13 protein-coding genes are annotated in these 12,080 nt (G+C 66.0%); 6 read left to right on the top strand and 7 right to left on the bottom strand.

Translation table 11 applies throughout. The annotated features are described in order from the left end of the window. The first annotated feature begins 95 nt into the window (after nucleotides 1–95). Nucleotides 96–779, top strand: a complete 684-nt coding sequence (locus Q0743_RS04080; protein ID WP_298240308.1) for a response regulator transcription factor — start codon at nucleotides 96–98, stop codon at nucleotides 777–779. After that, nucleotides 776–2,722: an ATP-binding protein gene (locus Q0743_RS04075; protein WP_298240307.1), complete on the top strand. Its 1,947-nt coding sequence runs from the start codon at nucleotides 776–778 to the stop codon at nucleotides 2,720–2,722. The genes Q0743_RS04080 and Q0743_RS04075 overlap by 4 nt, the downstream gene beginning before the upstream one ends. A gap of 289 nt (nucleotides 2,723–3,011) precedes the next feature. On the opposite strand, the gene Q0743_RS04070 is transcribed toward Q0743_RS04075, so the two are convergent. Next, the gene (locus tag Q0743_RS04070; RefSeq protein WP_298240306.1) at nucleotides 3,012–3,317 is read right to left on the bottom strand and encodes a hypothetical protein; all 306 of its coding nucleotides are present in this window, start codon (nucleotides 3,315–3,317) and stop codon (nucleotides 3,012–3,014) included. A 237-nt stretch (nucleotides 3,318–3,554) separates the two neighbouring features. Between Q0743_RS04070 and Q0743_RS04065 the strand changes: the two genes are divergently transcribed. Then, nucleotides 3,555–3,779: a hypothetical protein gene (locus tag Q0743_RS04065; protein ID WP_298240305.1), complete on the top strand. Its 225-nt coding sequence runs from the start codon at nucleotides 3,555–3,557 to the stop codon at nucleotides 3,777–3,779. Between the two features lie 66 nt (nucleotides 3,780–3,845). Here the strand turns inward: Q0743_RS04065 and Q0743_RS04060 are convergent, their stop codons facing one another. Further along, nucleotides 3,846–4,268, bottom strand: a complete 423-nt coding sequence (locus Q0743_RS04060; protein WP_298240304.1) for a GFA family protein — start codon at nucleotides 4,266–4,268, stop codon at nucleotides 3,846–3,848. A gap of 211 nt (nucleotides 4,269–4,479) precedes the next feature. Then, complete coding sequence (mddA, locus tag Q0743_RS04055; protein WP_298240303.1) at nucleotides 4,480–5,268, bottom strand: methanethiol S-methyltransferase; 789 nt, start codon at nucleotides 5,266–5,268, stop codon at nucleotides 4,480–4,482. A gap of 134 nt (nucleotides 5,269–5,402) precedes the next feature. On the opposite strand from mddA, the gene Q0743_RS04050 reads away from it, so the two are divergent. Further along, the gene (locus Q0743_RS04050) at nucleotides 5,403–6,950 is read left to right on the top strand and encodes a winged helix-turn-helix domain-containing tetratricopeptide repeat protein (protein ID WP_298240302.1); all 1,548 of its coding nucleotides are present in this window, start codon (nucleotides 5,403–5,405) and stop codon (nucleotides 6,948–6,950) included. A gap of 125 nt (nucleotides 6,951–7,075) precedes the next feature. On the opposite strand, the gene irr is transcribed toward Q0743_RS04050, so the two are convergent. After that, nucleotides 7,076–7,561, bottom strand: a complete 486-nt coding sequence (gene irr / locus Q0743_RS04045; RefSeq protein WP_298240301.1) for a Fur family transcriptional regulator Irr — start codon at nucleotides 7,559–7,561, stop codon at nucleotides 7,076–7,078. A gap of 180 nt (nucleotides 7,562–7,741) precedes the next feature. Here irr and Q0743_RS04040 point away from each other — a divergent pair, with 180 nt between their 5' ends. Next, the gene (locus Q0743_RS04040) at nucleotides 7,742–8,053 is read left to right on the top strand and encodes a hypothetical protein (RefSeq protein WP_298240300.1); all 312 of its coding nucleotides are present in this window, start codon (nucleotides 7,742–7,744) and stop codon (nucleotides 8,051–8,053) included. Between the two features lie 3 nt (nucleotides 8,054–8,056). Here the strand turns inward: Q0743_RS04040 and Q0743_RS04035 are convergent, their stop codons facing one another. The 3 genes from Q0743_RS04035 to Q0743_RS04025 all read right to left on the bottom strand — a co-directional run bounded on the left by Q0743_RS04035 (nucleotide 8,057) and on the right by Q0743_RS04025 (nucleotide 10,223). Further along, nucleotides 8,057–8,626 (bottom strand): DUF2147 domain-containing protein, encoded by a 570-nt coding sequence (locus Q0743_RS04035; protein WP_298240299.1) that lies wholly within the window; start codon nucleotides 8,624–8,626, stop codon nucleotides 8,057–8,059. Between the two features lie 32 nt (nucleotides 8,627–8,658). Beyond that, nucleotides 8,659–9,321, bottom strand: coding sequence for a DUF3313 domain-containing protein (locus Q0743_RS04030; protein WP_298240298.1), 663 nt, complete (start codon nucleotides 9,319–9,321; stop codon nucleotides 8,659–8,661). A 263-nt stretch (nucleotides 9,322–9,584) separates the two neighbouring features. Further along, the gene (locus Q0743_RS04025) at nucleotides 9,585–10,223 is read right to left on the bottom strand and encodes a TetR/AcrR family transcriptional regulator (RefSeq protein WP_298240297.1); all 639 of its coding nucleotides are present in this window, start codon (nucleotides 10,221–10,223) and stop codon (nucleotides 9,585–9,587) included. A 217-nt stretch (nucleotides 10,224–10,440) separates the two neighbouring features. Between Q0743_RS04025 and Q0743_RS04020 the strand changes: the two genes are divergently transcribed. Next, a complete protein-coding gene (locus Q0743_RS04020; RefSeq protein WP_298240296.1) occupies nucleotides 10,441–11,991 on the top strand; it encodes an ABC transporter substrate-binding protein in 1,551 nt (516 codons plus the stop codon). The last annotated feature ends 89 nt before the right edge of the window (nucleotides 11,992–12,080 follow it).

Genomic DNA, 12,080 nt, shown 5'->3' with positions numbered 1-12,080 from the left:
CTTGCCGCCCCCATGATTATGGGTGTCGTGGCATCCGCGCGGCAGCTAGACTTGCCCTTGCGCCGCGGGGGACACGCGGGCGCGGGACCATGATCATGACCGAACAAGGCGAGACGGGTGACGTCATCACCATCCTCCTCGTCGAGGACGACGCGCCGACCTGCTGGCGGCTCCAGGATGCGCTGGTCAAGGCCGGCTATCAGGTGCGCAGCGCCGGCACGCTCGGTGAAGCCCGGTCGGCCCTGGCCGCCGGCGCGCCACGCGTGCTGCTGACCGACCTGCGGCTGCCCGATGGCCACGGCATCGAGCTCATCCGCGAGATGCGGCAGCGCTTTCCCGACACCGAGATCATGGTGATCTCCGCCCTCGGCGACGAGGAGAGCGTGATCTCCGCGATCACGGTCGGCGCCACCGGCTATCTGCTCAAGGACGCCTTCCCCACCGACATCGCCACCACCGTGCGCGATCTCGTTGCCGGCCATTCGCCGATCTCGGCCTCGATCGCGCGCTTCATCGTGCGCCGGACCCAGGGTGCCGCGCAGAGCTCGGCGGAACCGCCGCCAGGACCCGTGCTCAACACCGCGAAGCTCACGCCGCGCGAGATCGACATCCTCTGGGGCATCGCCAAGGGCTTCAGCTATGCCGAGATCGCGAGCCATCTCGGCCTCTCCAAGCAGACCGTGCCCGGCCACATCAAGAACATCTATCGCAAGCTCGAAGTGCACACGCGCAGCGAAGCGGTGTTCGAGGCGGTGCAGCAAGGCCTGATCAAGCTGTGAGCGAGGTCACGGCCAAAGCATCGATCAAGGCACCTGGCAAGGCACCTGCGCGTCCGCGGCGCCAGCTGATCGCCTCGCGCCTCGTACCCTATCTGCTGCTCCAGGTCCTGATCGTGGTCATCACCATCGTCGGGCTGGGGTTGCTGCAGCCGATCGACCCCGACGAGCTTGCGCTGAACGGATTTTCGCTGCGGGAGAACGGCGTGACGCGTCCGGTGACGCTGCCGCATTTCACGACGTCGCGCTATTCCCTGGACGATCCGCCGTTCTACACCGGCAGCTTCACGTTCCGCCGCGGCGATGCGGCGGCGGGGTGGTCGGTGTATCTGCCGCGCTTCAGCAACGCCGTGGAGGTCGCCGTCGACGGCGTCGTCGTGCTCGACTCCCGGCGCGATGCCAATGCCAACCGGCCCGACCGCAACACGCCGCAGATCGCGGCGATCCCCGCCTCGCTGCTGCGCGAAGGCGCCAACGAGATCACGGTGCGGCTGTTCGTGTGGGGACCCCTCAAGGGCTTTCTCGACACGGTCTATGTCGGTCCGGATGCCGCCTTGCGTCCGGCCTTTGAGACCCGCACGCTGCTGTTCGTCACCCTGCCGGTGGTATTCTCGGCCTGGCAGTCGATCCTCGCCGTCATCCTCGCGATCATGTGGCTGATGCGGCGTCGCGAGCCGGTTTACGGCGTGCTGGCGGTGGCGATGGTGCTCGGGGTCATGCAGGCCTTCATGCCGCCGCCGGTGCCGCCGGCCACCGTGTCCCGGCTCGCCGCCGTGCTGCTGGCCTCCGCACCGATCGAGAGTGCGCTGATCGTCGTGTTCGGCGTGCTGTTCTTCGGCTGGCGCTGGCCGCGCTACGGCACGCTGCTGTTCGCCCCGGGGCTGATCGTGTTCGTGGTCGGCCTGATCGCCGGGCCGCCACTGCCGCGCATCCTGTTTCTGCTGCTTGGCATCCCCACGGTCGGGATCTGCCTGTTCCTGATGGCCTGCGTCACCGCGGCCGCAGTGGTGCGGCGCCAGGACGCGGCGAGCTTCACGATCGGCTGCGCGGTGACCATCGTGCTGACCTGCTGGGTGCACGACATGCTCTCGGTGTCCGAGATCGTGACCAACGAGCGCATCTTCGTCTCGCGCCTGTCCTATTCGGCGATGCTGGTCGCGATCGGCGCCGGGCTGACCTGGCGCTTCGCCCGCGCGCTGAACCAGGTCGACAGCTTTGCCGGCCAGCTCGTGACGCGCGTGCGCGAGGCCGAGGAGCGGCTGAAGGCGAGCTTTGCCCGCGAGGAGGAGCGCGCCCGCGCCGCCGCGCTCGCCAACGAGCGCACGCGCCTGATGCGCGACCTGCATGACGGCCTCGGCGGCCAGCTCGTCAGCATCGTCGCACTCTCCGAGCGCGGCCAGGACGGCGCGACCATCACAGATGCCGCCCGGGCCGCGCTGAAGGATCTGCGTCTCGTCATCGATTCCATGGACGACATCGGCGGCGATTTGATGCTCGCGCTCGGCTCCTGGCGCGAGCGCGCGACGGCGCAATTGCGTCCGCACGACATCACGCTCGACTGGCGCGTGGCGACCCCGCAGGGCGTGCCGCTGCATCCCGAGCTCAGGCCATGGCACGTCATCCAGATCGTGCGCATCCTCGACGAGGCCGTGACCAATGCGGTCAAGCACGCACAGGCCCACCGCATCACGGTGACCATCGACACGTTCGACGCGGGCGAGGGGCCATACGGCGTGATCAGCGTGACCGACGACGGCCACGGCTTCGCGATTGCCGGCGATGGCGAGGCCGGACGCAACGGCCAGACCGCGCGCGGCCTGCGAAACATGAGAAACCGTGCCGCGCGCTGCGGCGCCGTGCTCGACCTGAGCTCCGATGCCTCGGGGACGCGCGTGCGGCTGCAATTGCCGCAGCGTTTTCCCGACAGCGACATGGCTGCGAGCTGAAAAACCCCCTCCCCGAACGTGTGGGGCGCACGGAGAGAGGGGACGGGCCGGGTGAAATCGCCTGCGGAGGACGGGGGGTGTTCGTCCGCAGGCCCCGTTGGCCCGAACTCTTCTCCCTCGCCCCGCTTGCGGGGCCGCGACGAGCTTCGCTCGCGCCGGGAGAATCGGGGTGAGGGGGAGTCTCCACAGGGACAGAGGCAGTTGGATTCGTGGAGAGTCCCCCTCACCCGAATTCGAGCTCCGCTCGAATTCGACCTCTCCCCGCAAGCGGGGCGAGGTGAAGAAGCAATCAGCGCACGCCGACGCGATTGACCGGACCGCCGCGATTCATCGGCGTTCCCGCGCGGACGCCGACACCGGGCGCACCGACGCCGGGCGTTGCGACCGCCGCGGCCGCAACCGGCGCTCCCGGGGCAACCACCACCGCCGCCGTCGGCCGCACCACGCAGCCCTTGGGCACGCCGACAGTCTTGCAATAGACCACCGCCTGCGCCGGGCTCGTGCCCAGCGACACCATCGCCGCGCCCGCGAGCGCCATGACCGTCAGTGCCGTGACCGTCAGCCTTGCGCTCAGCGCTCCAGCTCTCTTCGACATTCTTGCTCTCCTGCTTCCCGTTCGGCGTCCCGATGCAATCACCGGGTTTCGCAGCCGAGGTGCAGCCTGAATGACAAAAGACGGCGCGCGGATACATGCCATGAAGATGGGGGTACCGCGCCCCCCAGGGCCTGCCGGTGCCATGAACATGGCATGGACCCCCGCCCGGCCTTCGCGGGATGGTCCGGCCCGATTGATCCCGGTCGGGACCAACGAGGATTCCAGAAGAGGTGCTTTATGAAGATTACGGTTCTTGCCGCGCTGCTGCTCGCTGCTGCCGCCCTGCCCGCTGCCGCGCAATCCGGTCCGTCAGTCCAGGAGCAGATGGCCTGTCGCGGCGACGCCAGCAAATTCTGCGCCGAGCATATCGGCAAGCCGCCGCAGATGAACGCCTGCCTGCGCGAGAACAAGTCGAAGCTCTCGGACAGCTGCCGCAAGGTCGTTGAATCCCGCGGCGGCTGATCCGTCGTCGTTCTCGCGAAGTAAGAGAGGAGCGGCGCGCTGCCGCCCTCTCACCCCCCGGCGCTGCTACTCCTGCATCATCTCGCCGCTGCCGCCGAACTCGGCCGGAAAATCCTTCAGCTTGGGCAGGCCGTCGCGCATCGGCAGCACGGTCTCGGCATAGTTGACGTGAACGCCGGGCGCGAATGCGAGCGTCGGGATGGTGGCGGTGAAGACGTCGACCAGGCCGAGCGGCGGATGGTTGGTCATGAGATGACCGCCGCATTTCTTGCAGAACTGCCGCTGGCTCAGCGGCGTCTTGGCGAAGGTCGCGACATTCTCCGCGCCCTCGGTGACGCGCACGGCCTCGGGCTTCCACAGGCTGAAGGCGTTGACCGGACCGCCCGACCACGACCGGCAGGACCGGCAATGGCAGTAGCCCATCGCCTCCGGCGCACCCGTGACCTCGACCGTCACCGCGCCGCAGAAGCAGTTTCCGACATGTTTCATTGGGTCGTCTCCGTTTGATGGAAGGGGATCCTCTCCCCGCTCCTCGTCCACAATATGTCGGGACCGATGGGATGCGGGGAGAGGCGTCGGGATGAAGGGGGACATCACCCCGGGGGACGTTGGGGGGACGGGCGCGTGAGATGCTCGCGTACCGCACCCGGCGTGCCTGCGCGTCCTCCGTTCGGCGGACGCGCGCAATGCCGCGCCGAGGTTAGAGTGACCGGCGCCAGGGAATAAGCATCGACACCCGTTGTTTGTACTGCCGGTACTCGTCGCCGAAGAGTGCGACGAGATCGTGCTCCTCCAGTGCGATGCCGACGAAGATGTAGAGCGTGGTGACGACCGCGAACAGCAGATGGCCCGCGGTCATGGTCGGCGCCGCCCAGAACGCGATGATGAAGCCGAGATAGATCGGATGGCGCACGAAATTGTAGAGCAGCGGCGTCTTGAAGCGCGGCGGCGGCGTCTCCTTGCCGATCAGATGGTTGGTCACCTGATGCAATCCGAACAATTCGAAATGATTGATCAGATAAGTGCTGGTGAACACCAGGATCCAGCCCGCAAAGGACAGCGTGACCAGAATCACGGCGAGATCCGGATTCTCGACGTTCCATATGATCGCAGGCAACGGACGCCACTGCCAGAACAGGAGCAGCAATGACAGGCTCGCCAGCAGCACATAGGTGCTTCGCTCGACCGGCTTGGGGACGAACTGTGTCCACCACGCCTTGAACTGCTGACGCGCCATCACACTGTGCTGAACGGCGAAGATCGACATCAGGACGAGATCGATGACGACGGCCTCGATCGTCGGGGCCTGGGGTCCGATGTCAATGGTCTTGGGCACCACCAGGCCCGTGACGAAGCCGATGGCGTAGAGAATGGTGACGAAAAACACGAGATACGCCGCAATTCCGTACAAAAAGGCGATGAACTTGAAAATGCGAGAGCCCGCAACCTCCGGGTCAATCGAATGAATTTGATGATCGAGTTGGGTCATGAAAACAGCTCCGTTGTGCCGGAACGCCGGCACCTCGTTGGTTGCTCCACCATGCCCCTCGGACGGGTTTGAAGCTTTCGCGGACGATTGATTTTCGCCTGAGACGACTTTGATTTTTGCTTGAGACGAACAACGTGCGATTCCGTTTTGAAAACAACGTGCTCGACGGCAACCTGCGGGAACTCACCTGCGGCGGGGCGACTGTTCCGTTGCAGCCGCAAGTGTTCGATCTGCTGCTCTATCTCGTCGCGCAACGCACCCGCGTGGTCAGCAAGGATGACCTGATCAGCCAGATCTGGAGCGACCGGATCATCTCGGATTCGGCGCTGAACAGCCGGATCAACGCGGCGCGCAAGGCGCTCGGCGACGACGGTGCGACGCAGCGGCTGATCAAGACCATTCCGCGCAAGGGCTTCCGCTTTGTCGGCGAAGTCCGGGAAGAAGTGGCAGCATCGATCGTGCCGGCCGAGGCCAGGCCCACCCTGCCGCGCGTGGCGGACCGCCCGGCGGTCGCGGTGCTCGCCTTCGAGAACATGAGCGGCGATCCCGCACAGGATTATTTCGGCGACGGCATCAGCGAGGACATCCTCACCGCGCTGTCGAAGCAGCGCTGGTTCATGGTGATCGCCCGCAACTCGTCCTTCACCTACAAGGGGCGCGCGGTTCATATCAGGCAGATCGCCGAGGAGCTCGGCGTCCGCTACGTGGTCGAAGGCAGCGTGCGCAAGGCAGGCAGCCGGGTACGCATCACCGCGCAGCTCAACGATGCCAGCTCAGGCAGCCATCTCTGGGCCGAGCGCTATGATCGCGAGCTGGTCGACGTCTTCGCCGTCCAGGACGACATCACCAACGCGATTGCCGCAGCGATCGAGCCGCAGATTCACGCGGCGGAAAGTTTCCGCGCCCACAGCAAGCCGCCCGCGAGCCTGGACGCATGGGATCTGCTGATGCGGGGGCTGTCGCATTTCTGGCGGGTGACGCGGCGCGATCACGAGGCCGCGCGGACGCTGCTCGAACGCGCCATCGCCATCGATCCGAGCTACGGCCAGGCGCTGTCGCTGCTGGCGGCCAACCACATGTTCGGCGCGCATCTCGGCTGGGGCGACCTCGCCGCGGTGGCGCCGGTGGCCGAAGCTGCCGCGCTCGCCGCGGTGCGCTGCGACCACGAGGATGCCTGGGCGCATGTCGCGCTCGGCAGCGTCTATTTCTCGACACGCAGGCTCGCGGACGCGCTGTCCGGGTTCGAGCAGGCGCTCGCGCTCAACCCGAACTTCTCGCTGGCGCAGGGCTATTACGCGCTGGCACTGTCCTATGCCGGACGCTCCAGGGAGGCGTTCGAGGCCGCGCAAAGGGCGATCCGGCTGTCGCCGCGCGATCCCTCGCTGGCGATCTATCAGGGCATCGCCGGCTATGCGCGCTTCACCGAGCGCCGGTATGACGAGGCCATCGCGCTGGCGCGCGAGGCGATCCGCCATCGCGGCGATCTCACCGGCGCCTACCGCGTGCTCGCGGTCTCCGCCGGCATGACCGGCAACGACATGCTCGCCGAGACCGCGCTGGGCGAGCTCCGCCGCGCCCAGCCGGGCATCTCGCTGCACTGGATCGCGACCCAGCTGCCATGGGCCAATGACGCCGATCGCGCGCACTACCTTGAAGGATTCCGGCGCGCCGGATTGCGCTGAGGTGCAGCGGCGCTCCACAGAAGGTCGTCATGCCCGGGCTTGTCCCGGCCATGACGACGCGGAGATTACTGCGCCCAAAAGTGCACCGCTCATTTGCGGCGGCCCTCTCCGAGGGGAGATAATCGCTACACGCGCTTGCGGCGCAGATGGACGATGACGTCGAGCCGCGCGATCTCGTGGCCGGGAAGCGCCTCGGGGATCCTGGTGAAGGTGAGGCCTTCGGCGACGTCGACCAGCATATCCTCGCCTTCGAGATAGAAGTGCGGATGGATCGACGTGTCGGTGTCGAAGAACGACTTGAGGCCGTCGGCGGCGATCCGGCGGAGCAGGCCGGCCTCGGTGAACTGGTTCAGCGTGTTGTAGACGGTCGCCAGCGACAGATAGGCGTTCGCCGCCATCGCCTCCTCATAGAGGCTCTCGGCGGTGACGTGACGATGTCCGTTCAGGAACAGCAACTGGCCGAGCGCGAGACGCTGGCGCGTCGGGCGCAGGCCGGCGTTGCCGAGCAATTGCAGGCAGTGCTGCACGCCCGGATCCGGCGCCGCCTCGAGGCCGGCGACATCGGGTCCGTGATCGTCAGCCGCAAGGATAGTGGTGGCCTGAATGTCCATCGCTCGTCTCACGCCCAAGGGAGCGGGACACGCAGTGCCGGGCCCCCGCCAGTTGCTATTCGATCGCAAAAGCGGCGGCCTGACTTTGATCCGGATCAAATCCGGAAGCCGCCTCTGACCTATCGCAAGGCGGCCCGATCTATTCCCGGCGAGATTTGGCCGTTATCCAACGAGGCTCACATGTCCAGGCCGGTTCCCGACAAGGCAGAGGTCGCGCTCGAATACCCCGACAAGTTCTATGTCGGCACGTTCGAGCGTTCGTCGAAGTTCGAGGCGCGGCTCGACGGCAGCGGCGTTGCGCTGGTGCTGCAACATCCCGGCGCGGACGACGAACGCAAATCGGTGCATCTGCACCTCAATTTCGGCCTGCTCGCCGGCATCCTGCGCGAGCTCGCCGGCAGTGTCGCGGCCATTCCTGCGGACGACATCGCTCACCGCGAGCAGCTCGCGGAGGCGCTCGACGAGTTGCGGCAGGCGCTGCGGACCTCCTGAAGGCTACTTCGCTTTCGCCGGGATCGGCTTCGGGGCGGGCATCGCCGCCCATTCCCTGTCGGCGCGCGGGCCGTTGAGATCGCCGGTCAGGCCAATGAGCTGACCTGGCAGCACATCGAGCGTCTGCTGCCAGGTCTGGGTCTGGCACAGGAATTTGATCAGACAGCCTTTCAGCTTGAGCCGCTCGGCAGACTCGCGCCAGATCGAGACCGAATAGAACTTGCCGTCCTCGGCATTATAGATGTCGCCGGCGAAGCGCCCTTCCGGCGTCGCCTGCAGGCCCATGATGAGCTGGTGGCCGAGCAGTGTGCGGGCGCGCTTGTCCGGATCCGGATTCTGGGTGTCGCGATAAGGCTGGCCGCGCTTGTCGGCCGGCTCCTTCATCCAGACGATGAAGCCGCAAAGGCGGTCGCGCGACGGCCCGCAGCGCTCGAGGCGAATGCGGGCGCGGCCGTCCTCGACCAGCCAGGTGCCGCTCGGATCGGTCGGCGCAGCCGCGCCGGCGCGGCCACCGATGATCATCATCACGACGGTGATCGCCACACGCAGCACGAAGCGAAGGAGAATGTTCATCGGCAGCACCTTTCGTTGAATGGATCGCGGCGTCAGTTGAGCTGCGCCATCAGCGCATCGGCGCCCTTGTCGAGGCCGGCCGTGGCGGCCGCGAGCGCGCCGGCGGTGGCCTTGATGTCGTAGGCGGCTGGATATTGCTTGGTGACGTAGGCAGAGAGCAGACGCGAGGTCGTGGCGTCGAAGATTTCGACGCCGTAGATGACCGAACCGGTCATCATGCCCTCGCCGTCGCGCGCAGCCTGCACGCCGTTGTAGACCGCGCCGGCCATATCGAAACGCGACAGCGTGCCGAGCACGGGCGTGTTGGTGACGGCACCGGTGAGCGTCAGCCTGATCCGCAGCGTGTTCGGTCCACGCTCCTGCACCAGCGCGAAGCGTCTGCGCAGCCGCTCAGTGAAACAATTCTGCATGTAGGCGGCGAGCGTCGCCTTGTCCTTGGCGGACATATCGCCGAACTGGTGGTCCCGCCCGCGATAGACCACGACGGGATCGAGGATCACCTTGTTATAGGCGCGCCAATCGACCGGCGTGGAATAGCGGTAGGGCACGCGGCCGGAGGCGTCCGATTTGTCGGGAGCCATGTAGGCCGAGGACGCCATCTCCGAATAGGGCACCGGCGCGACCGAGGCGCAGCCGCCGACACCCGCGCAAAGCACCGGCGTTCCCAGACCGCGCGCAGCGATCGAGCTACTCATTCCAGACTCCTCTTGCCAGACGCCTCTTGGCGCTGTTCGGGCGATGGCGACCGCAGCCGCGTCAGGGACCGGACGCGGCTGCGGGGCTCACCATTGCCAACCCTCGGCTTCGTCCGGGGCCATGTCGGAAGCTTCGGGTTGCCTCAGTGTCCGGATCTATAAAACCGACTAGACGGTTTGTAAATAGCCGAAATGTGGACCTGATGCATTTCGCCGCTGGCGCGGCTTTGTGCAGGTCAAGACGAGCTTTCGTTAAGGACGAATCAGGCGCGCTTGCGCCGGGTTGCAGCCTTCGCGGCTGGCACCGTTGCGGATTTGACGGCGCGCGTTGCCGCCGGCTGTTCAAGGCCGCCCCATTGCGAATCGTCGACCAGACGCGCGAACAGGCGCTGATGCTCGTCCTTGCTGAGCGGCGACATGCCGAACAGCGAGGTCAGCAGCAGTCCCATCGCGCCGGCCCAGCGCAGCATCGCCAGATCCGGATCAGCGGCCTCGTCCCTGATCGCCGCCATCCTCTCCATCTCGCGCTCGCGGGGCAGCGCCATCAGATTGGGATTCTCGACCATGGCCGCAACCAGCGCCAGCGCAGCGGAATTCGGCGAGGTCGCCGCTTCGCGCACGGTCGCCAGCTGCGTCGCCAGGTTGGGATTCGCGGAGGTCTCGCTCGCCTTCGCCATGTAGCGCGTCGAGAACTCCTCGAAATGCGCCATCTGCCGGTCGAGCAGCGCCTTCAGCACGGCTTCCTTGGTGCGGAACTGGTGCATCACGCCGCCCTTGCTGAGGCCGCTCTCGCGGGCGATCGCGTCGAGCGTCAGCCGTCCGGGCCCGTCGCGCGCGATGATCGCGATGGCCGCTTCGAGTGCAGCATTGCGGGATCGTTCGGAGCGCGTGGCATTGTCCATGGCGAACTTGTCTCCCGTGACACGGGAATGAATCAAGTGAAAACAGGACGCGCTGTACATTTTTTGTGCGACCGCTGTCGAGACTTTCATCTTGCGGCGCCGAACGAGACTGTGTGAGCCTCGACACCGGATGGGGACTGGGATGGGCTGGCCGCAGCTTCGCACGTCGTGACGTCGCGAAGCGCTTTCGGCTGGTCGCGCTTGAGAAAGATACGACATGCCGAAACGAGTGTTGCTTGGTCTCCTCCTGGCTTGCGGGCTTGCGGCCCCGGCGCTGGCGCAAGAGCCGAAGACGGGGGGCGTGATCAATGCCGTGATCCAGCCCGAACCGCCCGGCCTGATGCTGGCGCAGGTCCAGAACGGCCCGACCCAGATGGTGTCGGGCAACATCTTCGAAGGGCTGCTGCGCTACAGCCCGAAGCTCGAGCCGCTGCCGGAGCTTGCCGAAAGCTGGACCGTCAGCGAGGACGCCAAGACCTACACCTTCAAGCTCAAGAAGGGCGTGACCTGGCATGACGGCAAGCCTTTCACCGCCGCCGACGTCCTGTTCTCGATGGAGATGCTGAAGCAGACGCATGCGCGTGCCCGCACCAATCTGGCGCAGGTCGACAAGATCGAGACCCCGGACGACTATACGGTGGTGTTCACGCTGAAGCAGCCGTTCGGTCCGTTCCTCGGCATCTTCGAGGTCGGCTCGATGCCGATCGTGCCGAAACATCTCTATGAAGGCACCGACTGGAAGACCAACCCCTACAACAACGCGCCCGTCGGCACCGGCCCCTTCATGTTCAAGGAGTGGCAGAAGGGTTCGTTCATCCGCCTGGTCAAGAACCCGAACTACCACGAAAAGGGCAAGCCCTATCTCGACGAGATCTACTGGCAGATCATTCCCGACGCGGCCGCGCGCTCGGTGGCGTACGAGACCGGCAAGGTCGACGTGCTGCCCGGCGGCTCGGTCGAGAACTTCGACGTGCCGCGGCTGTCCAAGCTGAAGGACACCTGCGTCACCGGCGCCGGCTGGGAGTTCTTCTCGCCGCTGGCCTGGCTCTGGCTGAACAACCGCCAGGGGCCGCTCGCCGACAAGCGGGTGCGGCAGGCGATCATGTACGCGGTCGACCGCGATTTCGCCAAGGACGTAATCTGGAACGGGCTCGGCAAGGTCGCGACCGGCCCGTCGGCGTCGACCATCAAATACTACACCGACGACGTGAAGAAGTATCCGTACGATCCGGCCAAGGCCAAGGCGCTGCTGAAGGAGGCCGGCTACAAGGGCGAGAAGATCCGCCTGCTGCCGCTCGCCTATGGCGAGACCTGGCAGCGCTGGGGTGAAGCGGTGAAGCAGAACCTCATGGACGTCGGCATGAACATCGAGACCATCGCCACCGACGTTGCCGGCGGCAACCAGAAGATCGGCGACTGGGACTACGACATCGCCTTCACCTATCTCTACCAGTATGGCGATCCCGCGCTCGGGGTCGGCCGCAACTACATCTCCAGCAACATCGCCAAGGGTCAGGTGTTCAACAACGTCGAGGGCTATTCCAACCCGGAGATCGACAAGCTGTTCGCCGACGGCGCGGTCGCGACGCCCGATTCCAAGCGCAAGGAGCTCTACGAGAAGGCGCAGAAGATCCTGGTCGAGGACGTGCCGGTGGCCTGGATGCTCGAGCTGCAATTCCCGACGATCATGCGCTGCAAGGTCAAGAACCTGATCACCACGGGGATCGGCGTCAATGACGGCTTCAAGGACGCATGGCTCGACAAGTGAGTTGTGACATTCGATCGATCGGCGAAGGCGGTGCACCTCTCCCGCTTGCGGGGGAGGTCGGCGCGAAGCGCCGGGTGGGGGCTCTCTCC

The sequence above is a fragment of the uncultured Bradyrhizobium sp. genome, assembly GCF_936943645.1.
In the GTDB taxonomy this organism is placed as follows: domain Bacteria; phylum Pseudomonadota; class Alphaproteobacteria; order Rhizobiales; family Xanthobacteraceae; genus Bradyrhizobium.
The sequence above is the reverse complement of the archived record's forward strand: the minus strand, read 5'-3'. Positions and strand labels throughout refer to the sequence as shown.